The 22,570-nt window shown below is 64.2% G+C and carries 26 protein-coding genes; 15 read left to right on the plus strand and 11 right to left on the minus strand.

Annotation, left to right across the window (positions count from 1 at the left end; translation table 11 throughout):
* Window positions 1-40: 40 nt before the first annotated feature.
* Entirely contained in the window at window positions 41-538 is a 498-nt protein-coding gene (locus VOI21_RS07535; RefSeq protein ID WP_323769174.1) for a hypothetical protein, read from the minus strand.
* A gap of 204 nt (window positions 539-742) precedes the next feature.
* Window positions 743-1,186, minus strand: coding sequence for a type II toxin-antitoxin system RatA family toxin (locus tag VOI21_RS07540; RefSeq protein ID WP_323769175.1), 444 nt, complete (start codon window positions 1,184-1,186; stop codon window positions 743-745).
* A 69-nt stretch (window positions 1,187-1,255) separates the two neighbouring features.
* Here VOI21_RS07540 and hpt point away from each other — a divergent pair, with 69 nt between their 5' ends.
* Complete coding sequence (gene hpt / locus VOI21_RS07545) at window positions 1,256-1,795, plus strand: hypoxanthine phosphoribosyltransferase (protein WP_323769176.1); 540 nt, start codon at window positions 1,256-1,258, stop codon at window positions 1,793-1,795.
* Window positions 1,796-1,799: 4 nt separating this feature from the next.
* Here the strand turns inward: hpt and VOI21_RS07550 are convergent, their stop codons facing one another.
* Window positions 1,800-2,747 (minus strand): tetratricopeptide repeat protein, encoded by a 948-nt coding sequence (locus tag VOI21_RS07550; RefSeq protein ID WP_323769177.1) that lies wholly within the window; start codon window positions 2,745-2,747, stop codon window positions 1,800-1,802.
* A gap of 191 nt (window positions 2,748-2,938) precedes the next feature.
* Between VOI21_RS07550 and VOI21_RS07555 the strand changes: the two genes are divergently transcribed.
* Window positions 2,939-3,391: a cytochrome c gene (locus VOI21_RS07555; protein WP_323769178.1), complete on the plus strand. Its 453-nt coding sequence runs from the start codon at window positions 2,939-2,941 to the stop codon at window positions 3,389-3,391.
* A 6-nt stretch (window positions 3,392-3,397) separates the two neighbouring features.
* Window positions 3,398-4,276, plus strand: coding sequence for a cytochrome c (locus tag VOI21_RS07560; protein ID WP_323769179.1), 879 nt, complete (start codon window positions 3,398-3,400; stop codon window positions 4,274-4,276).
* A 122-nt stretch (window positions 4,277-4,398) separates the two neighbouring features.
* Here VOI21_RS07560 and lipA read toward each other — a convergent pair whose 3' ends face one another.
* Together lipA and VOI21_RS07570 are read right to left on the minus strand one after the other, a co-directional pair.
* Window positions 4,399-5,349, minus strand: a complete 951-nt coding sequence (lipA, locus tag VOI21_RS07565; RefSeq protein ID WP_323769180.1) for a lipoyl synthase — start codon at window positions 5,347-5,349, stop codon at window positions 4,399-4,401.
* Window positions 5,350-5,575: 226 nt separating this feature from the next.
* Complete coding sequence (locus VOI21_RS07570) at window positions 5,576-6,688, minus strand: DUF6456 domain-containing protein (protein WP_323769181.1); 1,113 nt, start codon at window positions 6,686-6,688, stop codon at window positions 5,576-5,578.
* A gap of 229 nt (window positions 6,689-6,917) precedes the next feature.
* Here VOI21_RS07570 and VOI21_RS07575 point away from each other — a divergent pair, with 229 nt between their 5' ends.
* Entirely contained in the window at window positions 6,918-7,205 is a 288-nt protein-coding gene (locus VOI21_RS07575) for a DUF6477 family protein (protein ID WP_323769182.1), read from the plus strand.
* 32 nt (window positions 7,206-7,237) lie between these two features.
* Here VOI21_RS07575 and VOI21_RS07580 read toward each other — a convergent pair whose 3' ends face one another.
* On the minus strand, window positions 7,238-8,782 hold the full coding sequence (locus VOI21_RS07580; RefSeq protein WP_323769183.1) for a trimethylamine methyltransferase family protein: 1,545 nt from the start codon (window positions 8,780-8,782) through the stop codon (window positions 7,238-7,240).
* 391 nt (window positions 8,783-9,173) lie between these two features.
* On the opposite strand from VOI21_RS07580, the gene VOI21_RS07585 reads away from it, so the two are divergent.
* Window positions 9,174-10,433 carry an OmpP1/FadL family transporter gene (locus VOI21_RS07585; protein WP_323769184.1) on the plus strand — a complete coding sequence of 420 codons (1,260 nt, stop codon included), beginning with the start codon at window positions 9,174-9,176 and terminating at the stop codon, window positions 10,431-10,433.
* Between the two features lie 51 nt (window positions 10,434-10,484).
* Here the strand turns inward: VOI21_RS07585 and VOI21_RS07590 are convergent, their stop codons facing one another.
* Both VOI21_RS07590 and VOI21_RS07595 read right to left on the minus strand, forming a co-directional pair.
* A complete protein-coding gene (locus VOI21_RS07590) occupies window positions 10,485-10,802 on the minus strand; it encodes a Lin0512 family protein (RefSeq protein WP_323769185.1) in 318 nt (105 codons plus the stop codon).
* Window positions 10,799-11,140 carry a Lin0512 family protein gene (locus tag VOI21_RS07595; protein ID WP_323769186.1) on the minus strand — a complete coding sequence of 114 codons (342 nt, stop codon included), beginning with the start codon at window positions 11,138-11,140 and terminating at the stop codon, window positions 10,799-10,801. The genes VOI21_RS07590 and VOI21_RS07595 overlap by 4 nt, the downstream gene beginning before the upstream one ends.
* 132 nt (window positions 11,141-11,272) lie before the next feature.
* On the opposite strand from VOI21_RS07595, the gene VOI21_RS07600 reads away from it, so the two are divergent.
* Window positions 11,273-12,019, plus strand: a complete 747-nt coding sequence (locus tag VOI21_RS07600; RefSeq protein WP_323769187.1) for a DUF2270 domain-containing protein — start codon at window positions 11,273-11,275, stop codon at window positions 12,017-12,019.
* Between the two features lie 81 nt (window positions 12,020-12,100).
* Here the strand turns inward: VOI21_RS07600 and VOI21_RS07605 are convergent, their stop codons facing one another.
* Window positions 12,101-12,280, minus strand: coding sequence for a hypothetical protein (locus VOI21_RS07605; protein ID WP_323769188.1), 180 nt, complete (start codon window positions 12,278-12,280; stop codon window positions 12,101-12,103).
* A 159-nt stretch (window positions 12,281-12,439) separates the two neighbouring features.
* On the opposite strand from VOI21_RS07605, the gene VOI21_RS07610 reads away from it, so the two are divergent.
* The 4 genes from VOI21_RS07610 to bmt all read left to right on the plus strand — a co-directional run bounded on the left by VOI21_RS07610 (window position 12,440) and on the right by bmt (window position 17,035).
* On the plus strand, window positions 12,440-13,609 hold the full coding sequence (locus VOI21_RS07610; protein WP_323769189.1) for an alpha/beta fold hydrolase: 1,170 nt from the start codon (window positions 12,440-12,442) through the stop codon (window positions 13,607-13,609).
* 46 nt (window positions 13,610-13,655) lie between these two features.
* On the plus strand, window positions 13,656-15,224 hold the full coding sequence (gene guaA / locus VOI21_RS07615) for a glutamine-hydrolyzing GMP synthase (RefSeq protein WP_323769190.1): 1,569 nt from the start codon (window positions 13,656-13,658) through the stop codon (window positions 15,222-15,224).
* Window positions 15,215-15,862 (plus strand): YdcF family protein, encoded by a 648-nt coding sequence (locus VOI21_RS07620; protein ID WP_323769191.1) that lies wholly within the window; start codon window positions 15,215-15,217, stop codon window positions 15,860-15,862. Before guaA ends, VOI21_RS07620 begins: the two co-directional genes overlap by 10 nt.
* 156 nt (window positions 15,863-16,018) lie before the next feature.
* The gene (gene bmt, locus VOI21_RS07625; RefSeq protein ID WP_323769192.1) at window positions 16,019-17,035 is read left to right on the plus strand and encodes a betaine--homocysteine S-methyltransferase; all 1,017 of its coding nucleotides are present in this window, start codon (window positions 16,019-16,021) and stop codon (window positions 17,033-17,035) included.
* Window positions 17,036-17,192: 157 nt separating this feature from the next.
* Here bmt and VOI21_RS07630 read toward each other — a convergent pair whose 3' ends face one another.
* A complete protein-coding gene (locus tag VOI21_RS07630; protein ID WP_323769193.1) occupies window positions 17,193-18,278 on the minus strand; it encodes a PA0069 family radical SAM protein in 1,086 nt (361 codons plus the stop codon).
* 173 nt (window positions 18,279-18,451) lie between these two features.
* Here VOI21_RS07630 and VOI21_RS07635 point away from each other — a divergent pair, with 173 nt between their 5' ends.
* The 5 genes from VOI21_RS07635 (at window position 18,452) to VOI21_RS07655 (ending at window position 20,733) form a co-directional block, all read left to right on the plus strand.
* A complete protein-coding gene (locus VOI21_RS07635) occupies window positions 18,452-19,156 on the plus strand; it encodes a B12-binding domain-containing protein (RefSeq protein WP_323769194.1) in 705 nt (234 codons plus the stop codon).
* Between the two features lie 74 nt (window positions 19,157-19,230).
* A complete protein-coding gene (locus VOI21_RS07640) occupies window positions 19,231-19,446 on the plus strand; it encodes a hypothetical protein (protein WP_323769195.1) in 216 nt (71 codons plus the stop codon).
* Window positions 19,446-19,784, plus strand: coding sequence for a YbjQ family protein (locus VOI21_RS07645; protein ID WP_323769196.1), 339 nt, complete (start codon window positions 19,446-19,448; stop codon window positions 19,782-19,784). Before VOI21_RS07640 ends, VOI21_RS07645 begins: the two co-directional genes overlap by 1 nt.
* Before the next feature lie 99 nt (window positions 19,785-19,883).
* Window positions 19,884-20,057 (plus strand): hypothetical protein, encoded by a 174-nt coding sequence (locus VOI21_RS07650; RefSeq protein WP_323769197.1) that lies wholly within the window; start codon window positions 19,884-19,886, stop codon window positions 20,055-20,057.
* A complete protein-coding gene (locus tag VOI21_RS07655) occupies window positions 20,038-20,733 on the plus strand; it encodes a DUF1638 domain-containing protein (protein ID WP_323769198.1) in 696 nt (231 codons plus the stop codon). The genes VOI21_RS07650 and VOI21_RS07655 overlap by 20 nt, the downstream gene beginning before the upstream one ends.
* A gap of 24 nt (window positions 20,734-20,757) precedes the next feature.
* Here VOI21_RS07655 and VOI21_RS07660 read toward each other — a convergent pair whose 3' ends face one another.
* A complete protein-coding gene (locus tag VOI21_RS07660; RefSeq protein WP_323769199.1) occupies window positions 20,758-22,392 on the minus strand; it encodes a divergent polysaccharide deacetylase family protein in 1,635 nt (544 codons plus the stop codon).
* Window positions 22,393-22,570 lie beyond the last annotated feature (178 nt).

Consider the following 22,570-nt stretch of genomic DNA (forward strand, 5'->3'; position numbering starts at 1 on the left):
GTCCGGGCGCGACACTACCGGGATGTACGGCGAGGTAAAGTCAGCCGTGCAGGGCCATGCGCGCGGCGCCGTAGCCGGGCGCGGCCTGTCGGGTGGTGCCGCCGGTGGCAGCGGGGGCCGGACCGCCGGGCAACCCCTTTGGCACAACCTCTTGCGCGGCGGATGTGGCGCGCGGTTTTGCGCGATTGTCAGGCAGGGCGGGCCTGTGGTCGCGGCCGTTCTGATGCGGGTCTCGCTGTCGGTCGTCGGGCGCGCGGTCCAGCCCGTTGATGGCGGCGGCGGCGATCAACCCGGTTTGATTGGTCGAGACGACGGGCGGCGGCGCGGGCACGGGCAGTTGAGCGGAGGGCGGCAGGACGGCCCCGGTGGCCATCGGCGTGCCCGCGCCAAAGGGGGCGGCGGCGCTCGGCGTGGCCTGAGCGGCGAATTGCGCCTGACTTTGCGGCACCAGACGGGCGGCGGATTTCGCCGCCTGTGGCATCCCGAGGGTCTGCGTCTGGGGCAAAAGCAGGGCTGCAATGTTGAAGACGGCGGGCATAGCTCCGGTTCCCGTTGGTAACGACTGGGTAAGACATGGGCCGGGAATCGGGCAATTCGGGGGCAGCGGGGCCGAAACGTTTGTTTCTGGTTAACGGGCGGGGGGCGGCGCGGGCCTCCGCGAGGTCCCGGATCAGGCCCGGGACGGGATGCGTTTTGTGGCCGGTATGGCAGCGGTCTTGAGGGGTTGTGCCGCGGGGCGCGGCTATCCGTACAGCTCTGCCGCGCGGCGTTCAAACGCGCGCACGATGCGCTGCATGGCGTCGTAAAAGAACATGCCTGCGGCCCCTTGCAGGATACGGTTGCGAAATTCGAAATCGACGAAGAAATCGACCTCTGTCCCGCCCTCGACGTCGCGGAATTTCCATTTGGAAATCATGTGCTTGAACGGACCGTCAAGGTATTCCGTGTCGATCCGTTTTTCGCCCGGCCACAGCGTCACGCGGCTGCCGAATTTTTCCCGGAAGACCTTGAACGAGATCACGAGGTCCGCAAGCATCACCTCATGATCGCCCTTGTCCTCACGCGAGCGGATGCGCGCCGCCGCCGTCCACGGCAGGAATTCGTGATAGGATCCCACATCGGCCACCAGATCGTACATCTGCTGGGCGGTATAGGGCAGCTTTCGGGTCTCTGAGTGGGTCGGCATGTCGCTCTTTTCGGGACTGACAATGGCGGTGGATTTCGTATTGTGCGCCCGGGATTTCAAGGGAAAGCCATGACACAGCGTCCTTATGTCGTAGATGAGATGATCTCTGCCAAGTCGATTGCCGCACGAATCGAGGCGCTGTCGCGGCAGATCGACCGCGAATTCGCGGACACCGACAAGCTGGTGGTGGTGGGCCTGCTGCGCGGCAGCTTTGTCTTTATCGCCGATCTGGTGCGCGAGTTGAAGCTGCCGGTGGAGGTGGATTTCCTTGAGGCGTCCTCTTACGGGGATGCGATGGAGAGCAGCCGCGAGGTGCGCATCCTCAAGGACCTGCGCGGCGGGATCGAGGGGCGCGACGTGTTGGTGGTCGAGGATATCGTCGATACCGGGTTCACCATGCATCACGTCATTCACCTGCTGCGGGCGCGCGCGCCGCGCAAGCTGAAGGTGATCGCGCTGCTGGACAAGCCGACGCGGCGTGAGGTCGAGGTGCGGGCGGACTGGACCGGGTTCGAGATCCCCGATGAGTTTGTGGTGGGCTACGGCATCGACTTTGCCCAGCGGAACCGCAACCTGCCCTATATCGGCAAGGTGCGGTTTACCGACTGATCGCCTAGCGGGTCTTGATGTCGTCGGCAAAGCTGCGGGCGGCGGCGCGCTGGTCCGCGTCAAGATCCTGGGCCAGAATTTCGCATTCCTCGGCGATGTCGCTGTCGCTGAGGGTATGGCCCCAGTCGATGGCCAAGAGGCAGTAGCCATAGCCCTGCACCGGATCGTGCCAGACGCCTTTGTACTCCTCCCATGCGATGAACAGGCCAAGTTCATAGGCCGCCTTGGGCACCCCGCGCTCGACGCCCAACCGGTAGAGCAGCCATGATTTCACCAGATCCTGAGCGATGCCGTCGTTGCCCTCGTACAGCCAGGCGAGATCGGGGATGGATTTCTTGTCGCCCGCCGCCACGGCGCGTTCGAGGTAGAGGCGTGACAGGTCGACGTCCTGCGCCACGCCATTGCCGTGGTAGTAGGCATAGCCGACCTCGCGCAGCCCGTTGAAGGTGCCCGCGTCCGCGCCCTTGCGATACCACCCCAGCGCCTGCGCCTTGTCCGCCGGGATGCCGCGCCCGTGGTGGGCCATGTCACCTAGGATGTTGTAGGCTTGCGGGTAATCCAGCGCGATGGCCGCTTCGGCCTCTGCGCGGGCCTTGGCATAGTCGATGCCAAAACCGGTGTGATCGTTCTGCCAGAACAGCGCCATGTTGAAATGCGCGCGGGCAAAGCCCTGTGCGGCGGCGCGTTTGTACCACTCCAGCCCCGCAGCCGGGTCATAGGCCAGCCCCTGCCCGCTATCCTTTTCCGTCAGTCCCGCGCCAAGGATGTTCTGCGCCACCGGGTGCCCGTCCTCGGCCGCACTGCGCACCGTGTCCCAGATGCCGTCATAGCGCCCGTTCAACCATTGGGCGCGGGCCTCGGCCAGCGCGGGGGGAACGGGCGTGTCCAGCGCGCCCTGCGCCGGGGCGGCCAGCGGCCAGAGCGCGATCAGCGCGGCAAGGGGACGGAACATAATGGACCTCATGAAAAATATCGCTGGAGCAAGGATAGACAGGTCGCCCTGTCCCGGTCAAACGCCGCAAGAAGGCACGGCGTCACGCGTTATTGTCTTGCGAAGGAAGGGATAGATCGTGGAAACAAGAATGTGATTGTCACAATCGCCTGCGATATTATGCTGCAGGTATTCAACACAGGGAGATACCCATGAAATCCTCGTTTACCGCATTGGCCGCACTGGCCGTTTTTGCAGCCCCCGCCTTCGCTCAGGATCTTCCGCAGCCGGTCAAGGCGCGTCAGGGCCAGTTTAACATCATGGCACTGAACCTCGGCGTTCTTGGCGGCATGGCCCGCGGGTCCGTGGACTATGACGCAGAGGCCGCACAGGCCGCCGCCGATTCGCTGGTTGCGGTGTCAAAGATCTCTCAGATGGCCATGTGGCCCGAAGGGTCGGACGCCGATTCGATCGACGGCACCCGCGCCCTGCCCGCCATTTGGGGAAACATCGACGACGTGATGGCCAAATGGGCTGACTTTGGCACCGCAGCCGAAGCCATGGCCGCTGTCGCCGGCACCGGCAAAGACGCCATCGGCCCCAACATGGGCGCACTCGGCGGCGCCTGCAAAGCCTGCCACGACACGTACCGCGCGCCCGAGTAAGCCCCGGTGCGCACGTTCCTGAAACTTGTGGTCCTGGCGGCGATTGTCGGCGCCGGGATCGGCCTGTGGGTCACGGCCCCGGACCGCGTCGATGCGGCCAAATTCAACGGTCTGACCGGCGATGCGGCGCGCGGGGAAACGGTGTTCACCGCTGCGGGCTGTGCCTCGTGCCACCACACCAAGGGGGCTGAGGACAAGCTGGTGCTGACCGGCGGGATGGAGTTCGTGTCGGACTTTGGCACGTTCTACGCGCCCAACATCTCGCCCCACCCCGAGGAAGGTATCGGTGGATGGACCCTAGAGGCATTCGCCAACGCGGTGACGCGCGGCGTGAATCCCAAGGGGCAGCATTACTACCCGGCCTTTCCCTACACCGCCTACACCAAGATGGCGGATCAGGATCTGGTCGACCTCTGGTCTTATGTGCAGACGCTGCCTGCCAGCGATGTCCCCAGCAAACCGCATGACGTGGGCTTTCCGTTCAACATCCGGCGCTCTGTCGGTGGCTGGAAGTTCCTGTTCATGTCGGATGACTACGTGATGGAGGCGAACGGCAACGAGCGCGGCCGTTATCTGGTCGAGACGCTGGCCCACTGCGCGGAATGCCATACCCCGCGTAACCCGGTGGGCGCGCTGGACAAAGGCCGGTGGATGGGCGGCGCTCCCAATCCGTCGGGCAAGGGTACGATCCCACCGCTGACGCCGGACAAACTGGACTGGTCGGCAGAAGACGTGGCCTATTACCTCGAATCGGGTTTCACCCCCACGTTTGATGCCGTGGGTGGCCATATGGCCGAGGTGGTGGAGAACTTTTCACACCTGTCCGCAGAGGATCGCAACGCGGTTGCGGCCTATATCAAGGCATTGCCGCCGCTTGGTGAGTGACCTTTCCGCTTCGGGCCGGCGACGGCCCGAAGCGCTTTGCGACTTTTCACATCACGACGGAACCAAAAACGCCCGGACAATGCCCGGGCGATTCGCTGTGTCTTGGCCGGTGATCTAAGTGATCAGTTGCGCGCCAGCTTGGCCTGTCGCGCGTCGCGCAGGCGGGCAAAATCGTCGCCCGCATGGTAAGACGACCGGGTCAAAGGTGTGGCAGAGACCATCAGGAACCCTTTGCCGTAGGCTGATTTTTCATAGGCCGCAAATTCTTCGGGTGTCACGAATCGGTCGACTCGGTGGTGTTTCGAGGTCGGTTGCAGATACTGGCCGATGGTCAGGAAATCGACATCTGCCGCGCGCATGTCGTCCATGACCTGCGTCACCGACTGGCGATCCTCACCCAGACCAACCATGATCCCGGACTTGGTAAAGATCGACGGGTCCAGTTCCTTGACCCGCTGCAACAGCCGCAGCGAGTGGAAATAGCGCGCGCCGGGCCGCACCTCTGGATAAAGACCGGGCACGGTTTCAAGGTTGTGGTTGAAGACATCCGGCTTGGCAGCGACGACAATTTCCAGCGCCTCGGGGCCGCATTTCAGGAAATCGGGGGTCAGGATTTCGATCGTCGTGCCCGGCGCACGGTGGCGCACGGCGCGGATGGTCTGGGCGAAATGTTCGGCCCCGCCATCGTCCAGATCGTCACGGTCGACCGAGGTGATGACAACGTGGTTCAGCCCCAGCTTTTGCACCGCATCGGCCACCCTGCCCGGCTCAAACGTGTCCAGTGTATCGGGGCGACCCGTGGCGACGTTGCAGAAAGTGCAGCCGCGGGTACAGATTTCCCCCATGATCATCATGGTGGCGTGGCCCTGGCTCCAGCATTCGCCGACGTTGGGACAGCCAGCTTCCTGGCAGACGGTCACCAGGTTATTTTCGGTCATGATGCGTTTGGTGGCGGCGTATCCCTCACCGCCCGGGGCCTTTACACGAATCCATGCAGGCTTTTTCGGTTGGGCGTTGTCGGGGCGATGGGCCTTTTCCGGGTGGCGTTCGGCGGGCATTTTGAGATCGCGCACGGAATTTTCCCCTCATGTGCAGACGGATTAGGTCTTAATACCGGAATGCAGGGGGCGTTTCTAGTGTACCTGGTCGCAGGGTATGTGGCCTATCCCCAAACGTAGCGAGTGTCCCCCTGCACCAACCTCAGGTGTTTCAAAGACTTAGGCCCCGGAGTGGCGTGTTGCCGCTCCGGGGCCATGCGTTGGATGCCCTATCGGTTTGTCCGCTGTGCAGAGCGCCGCCTCAGCGGATGAGATCGCCGCCGCCCTTGGCGCGTTCTTCGTAGTGACGGCGCAGGCGTTGCAGCGCAATCCGCAGCACGATCTTGCCCGAGCGCGCCGACCAGCCCAGACGCTGTTCGGTGGTCTCCAGACCCTCAAGGTAACAGCAGCACCGCAGCGCCACGTCGCCAAGACCGGGGCCAAGGTCGCGCAGCGCGGCCTGCAGGCGCTCTTGCGCCGCTGCCCCGCTGTCGTCGCCGTTCCCCGGTGTCGTAGACACACCCGCCATCAGGAACTGGTCCCAGTTCTGCGCCGTGCGCGGCCCCATCTGCGCCAGTTCGAAATCCTCGCGCAGACGCTCGCCGGCGGCGATCAGAACATCCGACAAGAAGGGTTCACCGTCTTTGCCACGCCGCCGCGACAGGGCAGTCAGCGGGCTTTCGGCCAACATATAGCGCCCTTTGCGAGCGCGCGGGTCGCGTTCAACCTCATCCAGCGCGGCCTCTGCGGCGCGCCCGGTGTCGAATCCGGCCTGCGCCTCGGCAAAGCCGCGCACGCGATTTTCCTGTTCGGCCACCAGCCGGTTGAGCGCGGCGCGCCCCGCCGCCGTGATGCGATAGCGCGAGATTCGGCCCGGTGCCTCGCAGGCGATCCAGTCTTTCAGCGCCATTGCCTGCGCAACGGCCACATCGATAACCGCGGTGCGGGTGTTTCCCCCGTCTCCGGTGTCGCGCACCACGACGGCCTTGTCCATTTCGGCCGCCACGGCCAGAACAGCGCCGCTTTCGCACATTCGGCGCAACACGCGCCTCGCCTCTCGGGCGAGTGTCGTCTCGTCCGGCGGCATAGGGGTGGTGGCAGCGTTCATCGGATCCGTGTCCTTTCTGGTCTCTTGCGCCGGACTTTCTGGTCCGGCCGCCCCCAGGTTGCACAAAGCCGCATCTATCAGAGGATCGTCCCTGCGGGTCTCGATCCTGCGCACCTGGCGCAGGACGGTCGACGCGTGGCACCCAGCTTGCCGCGCGAGTTCCCTGATCGAGCACCCCTGTTCGGTATGCGCAAGATAGACGCGCGCCGCCTCTGGCACCCAGTTCGGCAGGGGTTCTGCCGGGGTGAGGGCGTGCGTGTCACACATGTGCGCAGATCGTAACAAGGGCGTTTTCCACAGATTTATCCCCAATGGCTATAGTCGCAACCTAGGCGTGTGCCTGTTACTGTTGAGTTAACAAACATCGCAAAATTGATTGCTTATGAGAATCTTAAACCAGGTCTGAAGCCGGCGTTCGGCGCGGACGCCCTGAACGCAACACCCGCCAAAGCTGTGCATAGTCGCCTCATATCCGCATCAAGCGAGGAGCGACGACATGAAAGACATTCTGGGATTGCTGAACGATCTGCGCCGCCCGCGAATCCTTATCCGGGCCTCCCGGATCGGAGCGCAGGACTACCGGCGCAACCCGCACCTGCATCGTTTGATCGGCTATGGCGCCCTGCCCCGCCCCGGTGCCGCGCTGATGCGGCTGATGGAGATGGAGGCGGATCTGGACGACAAGCGGCTCAAGGACGATGCCGCCTATTCAGTCAGCCGCCATGTCGAAGTGCTGACCGCGATGATGGGTGAGGCCCGCATCCTGCGCGAGGCGGCCTATTAAGGCCACCCCTGCCTTGGAAACCGCGCGACGCCTCAGGCAAAGGCGTCGGGCATCGAGGCCTTCTTTTCCGCGACATAGGCATGTAGCGCCGCGTGGATTTCCGGGTCAAGCGGCGGCTGCTGATAGGTGTCGATGAGCTTTTGCACCCGCGCGCTGGCCAGCGCAACGGTGTCGCGCGCGCCTTCCTCTGACCAAGTCTCATAGGGCTTGTAGTCCAGCAGTTCAGACCGCCAGAAGGCGGTCTTGAAATTGGCCTGCGTATGGGCGCAGCCAAGGTAGTGCCCCCCCGGTCCAACCTCGCGGATCGCGTCCATCGCCAGATTGTCCTCATCGACGGTGACGCCCTGCGCCATCTTGTGCAGCGTGCCAAGCTGATCGGCATCCATCACAAACTTCTCGAAAGACGACACCAACCCGCCTTCGAGCCAGCCACAGGCGTGCAGCATGAAGTTCACACCTGACAGCAGCCCCATGTTCAGCGAGTTCGCGGTCTCATAGGCCGCCTGCGCGTCGGGCAGTTTCGACCCGCAGAACGACCCCGCCGACCGGAACGGCAGGTTCAGGCGGCGCGCCAACTGGCCTGCGCCATAGGTGATCTGCGACGCCTCGGGCGTGCCGAATGTGGGCGCACCAGAATTCATGTCGATCGAAGTCACAAAGGCACCAAAGATCACCGGAGCGCCCGGGCGGACCAGTTGCGAATAGGCGACACCGGCCAGCACCTCGGCCAGCACCTGCACCAGCGTACCGGCGACCGACACCGGCGCCATCGCACCGCCGACGATAAAGGGTGAGACGATGCAGGCCTGCATGTTCGCCGAGTAGACCTCTAGCGCGCCCATCATCACGTCGTCAAAGGTCAACGGCGAGTTGATGTTGATGAGCGAGGTCATCACCGCGTTGTTGGTGGCAAACTCTTCACCGAACAGGATCTTGCACATGTCCACGCTGTCCTGCGCGCGGCTGGGTTCGGTCACTGATCCCATGAAGGGTTTGTCCGACAGGGTCATGTGCGCCAGCAGCATATCAAGATGGCGTTTGTTCACTGGCACGTCGGTCGGCTCACATACCGTTCCGCCAGAGTGGTGCAGCCATTTCGACATCTGCCCCAGCTTCACGAACTTGCGGAAATCCTCGATCGTGGCATAGCGTCGACCGCCGTCCAGATCGCGCACGAAGGGCGGACCGTAGACTGGCGCCAGCACAAGGTTCTTGCCGCCGATCTCGACAGAGCGTTCGGGGTTGCGCGCGTGTTGCGTGAACTGCGCGGGCGCGGTCTTGATCAACTCGCGGGCAAGCCCACGCGGCAGGCGCACCCGTTCACCGTCCACATGGGCACCGGCGGCGCGCCAGCGGTCCAACGCGGCGGGGTTGTTGACAAAGTTGACGCCGATTTCCTCAAGAACCTGTTCGGCGTGGTCCTCGATCAGCTGAAGAGCCGCCTCGTCGAGGATTTCAAGGTTCGGGATCTTGCGCTCGATGTACTTCGCCGTTTCCACCTGAACCGAGGTCCGTTCCGCCCGACGCGCGGCACCGCCGCCGCCCCGTGTCCGTTTGCGCGCTGCCACGTCTGCCATCTGTCGTCCTCGACCGAAATGGGCGCACAAAAACGCCCGGAATGGATGTGGTCTGTATCTACTCGCTTCGCGCCGACCGCTTTGGCGCGATTGCGGCGCTTGGCAGGAAAAAGCGACATATTGCTGTCATGTAGGCGCAAGCGCGTGCCAGAGTCTCCTCTTCCGCCCTGCTGCTTCGGGAACGGCCAAGGCGATGGTCCGGGCCCGGCAACGACTGCGGCAGCCGCGACACCTGAAACCACCTGATCACAAAAACAGGTGACAAATAATATTCCATTCTCATAATATCATGTTATCGGAATGTCTCTTTCGAGACCTCCGAGAGAAACAATACAAAAACGGCCACTCCGCGTGCCGGGCAACGGCAGCGGGTTTGGGAGGGACTCTACTTATGTTGCATCGGAAACTGCGCGGCCCCTCGGCCTGCGCACTTGCTTTTTGCGGCCTTGCCGCCAGCCCGGCACTGGCGACAAACGGCTATTTCGCGAACGGATATGGCGGCGCGTCCAAGGGGATGGCCGGGGCCGGTGTGGCTGTACCCACCGGCGTTCTGGGCCTCGCGCAGAACCCGGCCATGGGCCATAAAGTCGGCAATCAGGCGGGGATCTGCTTGACTCATTTCCTGCCGGATCGGTCGGTCGAGATTGACGCCGGCGGTCCACTGACCCCCGGCACCTACAAGAGCAAGAACGACTATTTCCTGATCCCCTGCGGCGGGGCCAACTGGGTGTTGAACGACCGACTGACGGTCGGGGCCTTTCTGTTCGGCAATGGCGGCATGAACACCGAATATGACACCAACTATTTTGCCGGGTTCGGGGCCGGGTCCAGCCCGCTGGGCGTCAACCTTGAACAGGCTTTTATCAGCGTCAACTTCTCCTACAAGCTGTCGGATCAGGTGACGGTCGGTGTCTCGCCCATCCTTGCGGTGCAGCGGTTCAGCGCCACCGGGCTCGAAGCATTTGCAGGCCTGTCGATTGATCCGGCCAACGTGACGAACAGGGGCGATGACTGGTCCCACGGATGGGGGGCGAATTTTGGCCTGCTGTGGGAACCAACCTCCGAGTTTGCCTTTGGTGCCTCCTACCGGACACGCATCAAGATGCAGAAGTTCGACAAATACGCGGGCCTTTTTGCGGAACAGGGCGGGTTTGAAATTCCGGGGTCGGCCACGATCGGCTTGGCCTATTCGCCGAAAGAGCTGCAAAAATGGACCTTTACGGCGGAATATCAACGTATTTTCTATGGCGATATCGCCGCCATTTCCAACCCAAATGCGCCGCCCAACGGCCCGCTGGGGGCCGACAACGGCATCGGCTTTGGCTGGAAAGACATGGACATCTTTCGGGTCGGGGCGATCTACCGGCACAACAGCCAGTGGACCCTGCGCGGCGGGGTCAGCCACGCCAGCGCATTCGCCGAGGGCAAGAACGCCGTGCTCAACAGCCTGACCCCGGCGACGCCGCAATGGCATGCCTCGCTCGGCGCATCCTACAAGATCAACGACCGCTGGGGGGTCACCGGGTCTTGGACCCATGCTTTTGACAATGCAATCGAAGGCGTCAACCCCGCGCTGACCGGTGTGCCGCAGAACGTCAAGGCACGCATGTCGCAGGACGAAATCGCTATCGGCCTGACCTACAACTGGTAGGGGACCGGCCCGTCGGGCGGGGCCACTGGCCCGCCCGACAGGCGGCAGGGGTCACTCCTGCGCGGGCAGGGTCTGCGGGAACACCTCAATCGCGGCGCTGACGACAAACAGCGCGCCTCCGCCGGGTTGCGGCAGGTGCATTCCACCCGCAACCACGTGCAGTTCCACGTCAGAGGTGCCAAAGGCCCGCGCCAGATCGCTGGGGTCGACCTTTGCCTCTTGCGGCAGGCCCAGCGTCAGGCGGGTGGCAAAGGGCGCCTCTATATGTATCCGCGCACGGCCCTGAGCATCCGCAATCGCCCGCGTGGCGGCATCGCTGATCGTGTCACCGACCCCCATGCCCATCTGCACAATCAGTCGCTGTGTCATGCCGCATCCTTTGCAAAGGTGACGGTGATCGCCGCGTGGGCAAGGATCGTCGGATTGCCGACGCCTTCGGGGCGCGGCACATCCAGCCCGCCAAAGCCGACCGAAATATCCGCCGCGCCATAGGGGAACACCCCAGCCAGTTCCGCCGCATCCACGGCCTCGGGCTTTTGCACGGCGATCTGCACCTGCAAGCGCATCTCTGCCTTTTCGCGGCCCAGCCACTCTGCCGCGTTGATCGAGGACTTCCACAGCGCATCGCGCAGCGCCCGCGCCGCCGCCTCTGTGTAGTCGCCCCGGCGCAGCGACGTGCCCATCCCGAATTCCGTCAGTACCCGCATCTGGTCTGCCCCTTGTCATGGTCCCTGTACATCCGATCCCGTGGCACCGGGAATCGCAAGCCGCTTTCACCGCGTCTTTGACCTGCGCGCCACTTCGCGCCAGAGTGGGAAAAAAGAAAGGAGGCCAGCACCATGGGAGGAGAGGCCGCCCTGACCGAACAAGAGACATCGCCAAACGCCGGGCCAAACGCCGGGCCAGACGCGGGACTCAAACCAGAGCGCAAGACGCTCAGCGCGTCCGAGATCACCGCCGTTGCCCATCTCTATCGTGGCGAGGTTTATCGCAGCACGATCTGGCGGACGCGTCTGGACACAACGACAAACTGGGCTGTGGTGACGCTGGGTGTGGCACTGTCGATCAGCTTTGCCTCGCCGGATTCCTCACCTTTGCCGCTGGTTCTGGTGGGGGTTCTGATCCTGCTGTTTCTGATGCTGGAGGCGCGGCGCTATCGTTATTTCAACGTCTGGCGCGCGCGCTGCCGCTGGATGGAACAACATTTCTATGCGCCGATGCTGGACGACGGCGATCTGCACCTTGAGGATCGCTGGCAAAAGACGCTGTCGCAGGACTATGTCACCCCGCGCTATCACGTCACGCTGATGACGGCGGTGGGGCGGCGAATCCGGTCCAACTATCTGTGGATTCTGTTGATCCAGTCGCTGGCCTTTGCTGGCAAACTGGCGGTGCATCCGACCGCCGTTGAAAGCTGGGACGACGCCATGACCCGCGCCGATGTCGGTCCGGTCCCGGGCGAAGTTCTGGTCGTCGCGGGGGTGATCTACATCGGGGCCGCCGCTGGCATGGCGCTCTGGTCTTGGCGGACGGACGTGGCGCGCGGGCGGCAGCGCGGGCGCGATAAATCGCATTCGATGGGCTAGGCTCCCCGCGCACCGCAGAAAGGCGCCTTTTTCGGCACGCGGGGAGGTCTGATGGCCGGTCCCGGGTCGGGGCCGGACGCGTCAGACAGGGCTGCCGCCAAACAGCCGGGCAAGGCCTCGGCGCGGGCGGGGTGTTTCGGGATCGGGACGGACCATCGCATGCGCCGCCTCGGACCGCATCACGCGGCCACGGGCCATGTAATAGGCGGTGTCGATGGACCCGTCGGGGCGGGTGCGAATGGTGTCTGGGTGGCGGGTCATGTCGGTCACTCCGGCTGGTGTTTCGATGGGATCATCTGACCACCGACGCCGCGACGCCGCTTGAAGACGCTCTTGTCATTGTCTTGCGAAACTCTTGTCATTGGTCTTTTGCCCGCAAAACCCCTTTGAGAAACCGCGCGGACGCGGGACACTGGGGACATGATCCTGCGCTTTGCCTCTTGCACGCTCGACCTTGACCGGCGGACGCTAATGCGCACCGGGCAAGAGGTGCATGTGGAACCGCAGGTCTTTGACCTGATCGCCTACATGGCGCAGTCGGGCGGCTGCGTCGTTTCCAAGGACAAACTGGTCGAGGTGGTGTGGAAGGGACTTGCCGTCTCGGACGCGACGATCAGCGCGCGGATCAGCGCAGCACGCGCCGCCGTGGGCGATTCCGGCAAGGAACAGGGTATTCTGCGCACGGTCCCCCGGCGGGGGTTCGCCTTTGTCGCACAATTGGATCAGGACGCGCGCCCTGCCCCCGCTGTTATGCAGCCGCCCGATGTGTCGTATGCGCTGTCCTCCGACGGCACCGCCATCGCATGGAGCGCGCTTGGCGAGGGACCACCGCTGGTGCGAATCGGCCATTGGCTGTCGCATCTCGAAATGGACACGCAAAGCGCCCTGTGGGGGCCGCTGATAACCCGCCTTGCCGCCGGTCGCCGGTTGATCCGCTACGATCTGCGCGGCACCGGCCTGTCAGAGCGCGACGCCGCCCTGACCGGGATCGACGCCTTTGCCGAGGATCTGGCGGCGGTGGCCGATGCGGCCGGGCTGGACCGTTTTGATCTGTTTGCCGCCTCGCAGGCCGCCCCCGTCGCCATCCGCTTTGCCGCGCGCTGGCCGGATCGGGTGCGGCGGCTGGTGGTTGTGGGCGGCTATGTCGAAGGCCGCGTACACCGCGCCACGGCCGGAGAGGATCTGGACGAGGACACCATGCTGGCGATGATCCGCGCCGGGTGGGGCAAGGCGGACAGCCCCTTCATGCAGGCCTTTGCCACGCTGTTTGCCCCCGACGCCACACGCGCGCAGCGCGCTGAACTGGTGGCAATGCAACTGTCGACCGCCAGCCCGGAGCGCGCCGTCTCCCTGCGCAAGGTGATCGACCGGTTCGATGTCCGCGCCGACCTGCCCAAGGTGCGCATCCCCGCGCTGATCTTTCACGCGGCGGGCGACGCCATCCACCCACTGAGCCAAGGTCAGAAACTGGCCGCGCATCTGCCGGGAGCGCAATTTGTCCAGCTCGACAGCCGCAGCCACATGTTATTGCCGCAAGATCCGGCATGGTCCGCCATGCTGGACCGCACCGATGCCTTTCTGTCCGGCTGAGCACAGGCCACATTGAACTTTGCGGCGGTCCTGCCTACAGGAGGGCATGACCGAGATCCAGCATGACCGCCTCCTTATCATCGACTTTGGCAGCCAGGTAACGCAGCTGATTGCGCGCCGCCTGCGTGAGCTGAATGTCTATTGTGAAATCCACCCTTACCAGAATGTCACCGACGCCTTTCTGAGCGACTTCGCCCCCAAGGCGGTGATCTTTTCCGGTGGTCCCGATTCGGTGACCCGAGAGGGCAGCCCGCGCCCGCCGCGCGCCGTCTACGATCTGGGCGTGCCGATCCTTGGCATCTGCTATGGCCAGCAGGTCATGATGCAGGACCTTGGCGGCAAGGTTGTTGCCGGCGAAGGCACCTCCGAATTTGGCCGCGCCTATGTGCAGCCGTCCGATCAGCGGCTGGACATGCTGACCGGCTGGTTCATGGACGGCACCGGCCGCGAACAGGTCTGGATGAGCCACGGTGACCATGTGTCCGAAATCGCACCCGGTTTCGAGGTCTTCGGCACCTCGCCCGGCGCGCCCTTTGCCATCACCGGCGATCCCGCGCGGCGGTTCTACGCGGTGCAGTTCCACCCCGAGGTGCATCACACACCCAACGGCGCCACGCTGTACGAAAACTTTGTCCGCGCCGCCGGGTTCAAGGGCGACTGGACCATGGGTGCCTACCGCGAAGAGGCGATTGCCAAGATCCGCGAACAGGTCGGCGACGCCAAGGTGATCTGCGCGCTGTCCGGCGGGGTCGACAGCTCTGTCGCGGCGGCGCTGATCCATGAGGCGATCGGCGATCAGCTGACCTGCGTCTTTGTCGATCACGGGTTGTTGCGCCTGAACGAGGCCGAAGAGGTCGTCGGCATGTTCCGCGATCACATGAACCTGCATGTGATCCACGCCGAGGAACAGGAACTGTTCCTTGGCGAGTTGGATGGCGTGTCCGACCCGGAAACCAAGCGCAAGATCATCGGTCGGCTGTTCATCGACGTGTTCCAGAAATACGCCGACGGGATCGAAGGCGCGCGCTTCCTTGCCCAAGGCACGCTATACCCGGATGTGATCGAGTCGGTGTCGTTCAGCGGCGGGCCGTCGGTGACGATCAAATCGCACCACAACGTCGGCGGCCTGCCCGAGAAGATGGGCCTGACGCTGGTCGAACCGCTGCGCGAGCTGTTCAAGGACGAGGTGCGTGCACTGGGTCATGAACTGGGCCTGCCTGCCAGCTTTATCGGTCGCCACCCCTTCCCCGGTCCCGGTCTGGCAATTCGCTGCCCCGGTGAGATCACCCGCGAAAAGCTGGAGATCCTGCGGAAGGCGGACGCGGTCTATATCGACCAGATCCGCAAGCATGGGCTGTATGACAAGATCTGGCAGGCTTTCGTGGCGATCCTGCCGGTGCGCACCGTTGGGGTCATGGGCGATGGCCGCACATATGACTACGCCTGCGCGCTGCGGGCGGTCACCAGCGTGGACGGCATGACGGCGGATTACTACCCGTTCAGCCATGACTTCCTTGGCGAGACCGCGACCCGCATCATAAACGAGGTCAAGGGCATCAACCGCGTGACATATGACGTGACCTCGAAGCCTCCGGGAACCATCGAGTGGGAATAAATCGACGATTGGTCTGGTTTCTGAAAGGCACGGCGCTGTACACGGCGCTGTGCCTTTTGCTTACCACCGGATCGACGCTGCTGACCCGCGACTGTTCCGAAGTGGACACAATCTACGATATCGCCGTGGTGCTTGGCGGCGGCACGGAGCATCTGAAACGGGTGCAAGCCGAAGAATCCGGCCGCATCCACGCGGGAATCACTCTTTACGATCGCGCCAAGGTTTCGCGGTTGCACCTGACCGGCGGCCCACCGGACAAGGCCACCAGCAACGCACTGCTGCTGGCGAAAATTGCCCGTGCCGAGGGCATCCCCGACACGGACCTAAAGCTTGAGACAGGGTCGCTGTCGACCCTGCAAAACGCGCTGTTCTCGCGCCCCGATCTGCCGGTCGACGCGCGCCTGATCCTTGTGACAGAGGCGTATCACGGCTGGCGCGCCCGTGCGTCATTTGCGTGGAGCGGACGGCCCGCAGATGTCTGCGCCAGCCGCGACCCCGGCCGGACGCCGTTTCAGCAAGCCAAGGTTCTGGCGCGCGAAACCGCTGCCTGGGGTGTCAATATTCCGCGCGCGGCCCTGTGGTCACTCGCACAGCTTGTCGGCCTAGGTGACCGGATGCCCACCGCTTTGCTGACATGACCCAACCTACCTGCCAGTGCATTTCAGGCGGCCCGCCCGCTGCCCCGGATTGGCACGGCAACAAACTGACCTCATGTAAATGATGATAATTATGAATTTGCCTGCGCTGTTTGGATGTGAAACACGCGGGCGACGACCTCCGGAAAGGCGACACAAATGACCGACGCACTCACCCGGGCCCTTGCACAGCGCGACTGGCTGTTGGCGGACGGGGCCACGGGCACCAATCTTTTCAACATGGGCCTGCAATCCGGTGACGCGCCGGAGTTCTGGAACGAGAATGAACCGGACAAGATCCGCACGCTGTATCGCGGCGCGGTCAATGCCGGGTCGGACCTGTTCCTGACCAACTCCTTCGGCGCCAATGCCTCGCGCCTGAAATTGCACGATGCGGGCCACCGGGCCTATGAGCTGTCCAAGCTGGCCGCCGAACTGGGCCGCGAAGTCGCGGATGCCTCCGGGCGTGAGGTCATCGTCGCAGGCTCCGTCGGCCCGACGGGTGAAATCATGGGGGCGGCGGGATCGCTCAGCCATGAACGCGCGGTCGAGATGTTCGAGGAAACCGCGCACGGCCTGAAAGATGGCGGCGCGGATGTGCTGTGGGTCGAGACGATCTCGGCCCCCGAGGAGTTCAAAGCAGCGGCAGAGGCCTTTACCAATGCCGGGATGCCTTGGTGCGGCACCATGAGTTTCGACACCGCCGGACGCACCATGATGGGCATGACCTCTGCCGATATGGTCAAGATGGTCGAGGCGCTGCCGAACCCGCCGATCGGATTTGGCGCAAACTGCGGTGTCGGGGCCTCTGACCTGTTGCGCACGGTGCTGGGATTTGTCGCGCAAGGCACGGAACGCCCCATCATTGCCAAGGGCAACGCCGGTATCCCGAAATACCACGAAGGCCACATCCACTATGACGGCACCCCCGCGCTGATGGCCGAATATGCCCTTATGGCCCGCAATTGCGGCGCGCGGATCATCGGCGGCTGCTGTGGCACCATGCCCGAGCACCTCAGCGCGATGCGCGCGGCGCTGGAAACCCATGAGCCCGGCCCGCGGCCCACGCTGGAACAGATCACACAGACGCTTGGCGGGTTCTCGTCCGAAAGCGACGGCACCGACGGCGAAGGCCCCACAAGAGAGCGGCGCAACAAGCGCCGGCGGACCTCCTGAGCAGCAGCCCCGCCGAACAGGTGGGGCGCGCAGTTTTTGTCTTTTGCACCCGTCACCCGGCGCAGCTCTTGCGCCGGTCCGGTTGCGCTATCCTGAAACCTTTAGACCCGGCCTGTACATGTCCCCTACCCCGATCATCGCACGGCAGCAGCCCAGCCTAGAACAGGCTGAGTTGATCGCCGCTTTGTGGTGGCGGGGCAAAGAGATCACAGCGCAGGGGCGGCTGGCTGCGGTCCAGTCCCAGTTGCCGCGCCGCCCGTGCAAACCGCGCAGCGACAATATCCGCATAAGGACCCTCGCCGCGCATCCGGGCAAACCACTTGGAGGAATAGACCTCTCCGCCGTGCATGTCGCGCAGGTGGTTCATCACGCGGTTCGCACGGTCGGGATAGTGTTCGTGCAACCAGTCCTGCCACAACTGCGCCACCTCCAGCGGCAGGCGCAGCATGATCCAGCTGGCGGACGTCGCCCCCGCCTCTGCGCCCGCTTTCAGGATCGACTCCAGTTCCGGATCGGTCAGCGCGGGCACCATGGGCGAGGCCATGATCCGCACCGGCACCCCGGCCTCGACCAGCCTGCGGATCACCTGCAAGCGGCGCTTTGGCCCCGGCGCGTGCGGTTCCATCCGGCGCGACAGGCCCTCGTCCAGCGTGGTGACGGAAATCCCCACCCGCGCCAGCCCCTGCGCCGCCATGTCCGACAGGATGTCGATGTCGCGTTCGATCAACGCGCCCTTGGTCACAATCGCAACCGGATGGCGAAAGTCGCGCAGCACCTCAAGGCAGGCGCGCATGATGCCCCGGTCCCGCTCAACCGGCTGGTAGGGATCGGTGTTGGTGCCGATGGCCAGCGGCGCGACACTGTATTTCTTCGCCCTCAATTCCCGCGCCAAGACCTGCGGCGCTGCGGGCCGCGCCACCAGCCGCGTCTCGAAATCCAGACCCGGAGACAGGCCCAGCCAAGCATGGGTCGGACGGGCGAAACAATAGATGCACCCGTGTTCACACCCCCGGTAAGGGTTCAGCGAGCGGTCAAACGGCAGATCGGGCGAGCGCACATAGCTGACGACAGAGCGCGGCACCTCTTCGCTGACCTCGGTCCGAAAGACGGTTCCGTCCTCCGGCAGATCCCAGCCGTCATGCACATCCTCACGCCGCAACCGTTCAAAACGACCGCACTCGCGGCTGAGCGCGGCCCGGCCACGGGCCAGAGCAGGATCGACAGGGCGAGCGGACGAAGACATGCCCAAAAACTAGAACACAACGGGAACATGTGCAAGTTTTACGCGCGCCGGGTGTCCAAGGTCGGTCCCGCAGCGTTCCATGTCGCAATCCACCAATTGAAATTCTGCAAAAACGACGAATAGTCGTTGTAACGACGGCATGTCACGGCATGTCAAAGCAAGGGAATCACGTCATGTCCGACGAAGAAGACGACATCATCCTTTCTGAACTGGACGATGAGGAACTCGTCCAACAGATGTTCGACGATCTCTATGATGGTCTCAAGGAAGAGATCATGGAGGCCGTGAATATCCTGCTGGAGCGCGGTTGGGCCCCCTACCGTGTCCTGACAGAGGCGCTGGTGGGCGGCATGACCATCGTCGGCAACGACTTTCGCGACGGTATCCTGTTTGTCCCCGAGGTTCTGCTGGCCGCCAACGCAATGAAGGGCGGCATGTCCATCCTCAAGCCGCTCTTGGCAGAAACCGGCGCGCCGCGCATGGGGTCGATGGTGATCGGCACCGTCAAGGGTGACATCCACGACATCGGCAAGAACCTTGTGGCGATGATGATGGAGGGCGCCGGGTTCGAGGTCGTCGATCTGGGCATCAACAACGCCGTCGACGCCTATCTTGGTGCGATGGAAGAGCACAAGCCCGACATCCTTGGCATGTCGGCGCTGCTGACCACCACCATGCCCTACATGAAGGTCGTCATCGACACGATGAAGGAACAGGGTATCCGCGACGACTATATCGTTCTGGTGGGCGGTGCACCGCTGAACGAGGAATTCGGCAAGGCCATCGGGGCCGACGCCTATTGCCGTGATGCGGCTGTCGCGGTGGAAACCGCCAAGAAATTCATCGCCCGCAAGCACAACCAGATGGCGGCGGGCTAAGGTCCGTCTCTGCCGCCTGCCGCTTTCCTTTGTCACTCCCCGGGGCTACTCTGGCCACCGGGGAGGAACGGCCCATGAAACTCGACACATTCGTATTGATTCTGGTCTGCGTGATCGCAGGCATGGTCGCGACCTTCTGGCTGGCGGCGATGCTGCTGGCGGCGTTCCAGGTGCCCTTTGGCGCGCTGGCCCTGCTGCCAGCCGCGCTGGTGGGCTATATCCTTTACCGCGTCATCGCCGAACGGGTCGGCAACGCCGAAGAAGACCATTATGACGGGATGAACCACTGATGCTGATCGTGACCACCGAAACCGTCGCCGGGCGGCCCGTGACCGAAACGCTGGGCCTTGTGCGCGGCGCAACCGTGCGCGCCAAACATGTCGGAACCGATATCGTCGCGGCGCTGAAATCCCTCGTTGGCGGTGAGCTGTCCGGTTATTCCTCGCTGATGGCTGGCGCGCGGGAACAGGCACTGGACCGAATGGTCGCCGAGGCGCAGGCGCTGGGGGCCGATGCCGTCATCTGCATGCGGGTCCAGACCTCGGCCATTGCCAAGGGCGCGTCGGAAATCGTGGCCTATGGCACCGCTGTCCGACTGGCCCCCGCGCAGGCGCGGGATATCGCCTGACATTGCGTCAACACACGGTACGGGCGATCACGATGATGCAAAGGGGCTTTTTCTTTTTTCACCTTTGGCCCATATTAAGAGGTACGGAAGGAGACCTTGATGCCCGTGACATCCTTTGCCCTGCTCGTTTGCGCCGTGGTTTTAGCGGCGGGTCTGACGGTCTGGGCCATGTCGTCCTTCGGGGTTTTGACGGTCATTCCCGTTCTTCTCGCGCTTGCGCTGCTTGCGCGTTGGGCCATGGCGCATGTGCCCCATGACGACACCCGCACATGACCATCTCTCTGATGCGCATCTGACTGCCGAGGGCCTGCGCCCTGCCGGGGAGGGCCGCGTGCTGCTATTGGCCTGCGGCGCTCTTGCGCGAGAGATTCTGGCGCTTGTGCGGCTGAACGGCTGGGATCACATGGATCTCGCCTGTCTGCCCGCCATCCTGCACAATCACCCCGAAAAGATCACCGAAGCGGTGCGGGCGGCGGTCGAGACCCATCGCGCGAAATATGCGCGGATCTGCGTTGTCTATGCCGACTGCGGCACCGGCGGTCTGTTACAGGCCGCCTGCGACCAGATGGGGGTCGAGATGGTGGCTGGCCCACATTGTTACGCCTTTTTCGACGGGCTGGCCCAATTCGAATCGCGTGATGAGATCACCTCCTTCTACCTGACCGATTTCCTGAGCCGACAGTTCGATGCCTTTGTCTGGCGGCCGTTGGGCCTCGACCGGCATCCACAACTGCTTGAGATGTACTTTGGCAACTATGAAAAGCTGGTCTACCTCGCACAGACCGACGACCCGGACCTGACCGCGCGGGCCAAGGCACAGGCCGAACGGCTGGGGCTGGCGTTTGAGCGGCGGTTCACCGGCTACGGCGATCTGGCGCGCGTGCTGGAAGGCTGGGCACAGCAGGACACGTCAGCCGCGCCGGTGACAAAGGCGCTGCAAACCCCTTAACGCGATTTCGCAACCGCTTTGGCGCTAGTCGTTCAGCGCTTCGGCCAGAACAACCGACACCGGCACCAGCGCGATGGTGTCGCTGCGGTCCTGCAACCCCCAGAGCACCAGCGCCGAGATCGTGTCGGCGCGCAGCCGTCCCATCATGACCACTCCGCCCTCTTGCCGCGCCCGAAACGCTGCCTGATCCAGTGTCCGCCGGATCATCGAGGCATCCTGCCCCTCGCCGTCGAAATCCCGGAACAGGGTGACCGCAGGCACGCCGTCCTTGAGCGCCAGCTTTTGCGCGGTGTTCAGGCCCTTGGGCTGCGTGATCAACCCGTGACCACTGTCCCCGAGGAAGGCCGCCACCTGCGATGACACCTCGCGGCTGTCCTGAAGACTGCCATCGGGGTCTTCCAGCACGGCCACCGCCTGAGGGATCGCACGGATCAGCCCATCCATCGTCACCTCGACATCGGCGGCCTGCGCGCCCTCGGGCATATCGCCCAGCACCAACACCTCGAATCCCAGGTCGCGATAGCCTTGCGCCGCCGCTGCCGCATCGGGATGCGCGGGCGAAATGGCAAAGCTGACCGGAAAAGGAAACGCCTTGAGACCTGACGGTCCCAGCGGGCCGCTGCCGTCGTCCACCAGCACCACCGCCATGCGTGGCACGCCGTCCGGCACCGTCACCGGGGCCGAGAACCGCACCAGCGGGCTGTCCTCGGACAGCGCCGCCAAGGGACCGGAGCGCTCTACCTCCAGCGTCACGTCCGCGTCCGGAACAGGCGTCGCGTCGGGCGCGGTATCCGGCGCGCGGTTGAACAGGGACGTTGCGGGTTTGCCGATGGCGGGGCCGGTGGGCAACGGGGTCGGTGCCGGGGCGGCGATCTCTGGCGACGGGGGGGTGTCTGCGGGGTCAGGGGCCGGTGCCACCGGTTCAGGCTTTCGTGCGAACGGGGTTTCCGGGGCCTGCGGAATCGGGGCCGGTGCGGGATCAGCTCTTTCGGGGATCAAGGCGCTGTCCACATCAGGCACCACCGGGGCCGGAGGCTGCGCCGGTCCGGTGACAATGACCGGCTGCGCCTCTGGACGCGGCGCGCCGGGGGCCGTTGCCTGCGCCGGGGGCAGAACCGGCGAGTCCTGACCCGCCAGCCGGGGCGCATCGGACACATCGGGCCCCGCGCCTTCGGGCGCATCGGGCGCAAGCCCCACCTGCGGCGGCACCGGCGGAGCGGTATCGGCCCCGGCGATCACCGGATCAGCGGGCGCGGGCAGCGTACCTGTCGGGGCCAACGGGCGGTCCACCCCGGTTTCCGGCTGCGGCCTGACGCCCGGTTTCGACACGTCGGGTTTGGCTGTGGGGTCGGCGTCGGGCGTTTCCACCACGCGCGGCTTTGACGGATCGGGCGCATCCGGCACGACTGGCGTGGCGGCCTGCGGGGCGGGTTTCGGATCGGGTTTCGGACCGGGCACCGGAGCGACAGCCGTCTGGTCGGGCTTCACATCGGGCTTCGGATCAGGCGTCTCCACCAGCAGACTGCCGTCGACGTTCCCGGCAGGTGGCGGCACCATCGCGCCCTGTTCCGGCAGCGGCGTGTTCAGCGAGATCGCCGCCAGCCCCGCGCCAGAAAACACCGCGCCCCAGATCGCCCCAGACAGAATTCCCCGTGCCATGCTGCTCTCTCCGACCTGTCGTGCGCCTGTTCCGGCGCCTTTGTCCTGTAGTCTTGCACCCTTGCCGGTCTTGACGCCACCAGTAGGGCCTGTGCATGTATACCGCGACGTGGCCCCGGGCCGCCAGCCCCCGATCGCGTCCCCGCTCAGTATCCCTGCAACCGCAACCTGCAGATGA

This window comes from Antarctobacter sp. (assembly GCF_034670325.1).
Lineage (GTDB): Bacteria > Pseudomonadota > Alphaproteobacteria > Rhodobacterales > Rhodobacteraceae > Antarctobacter.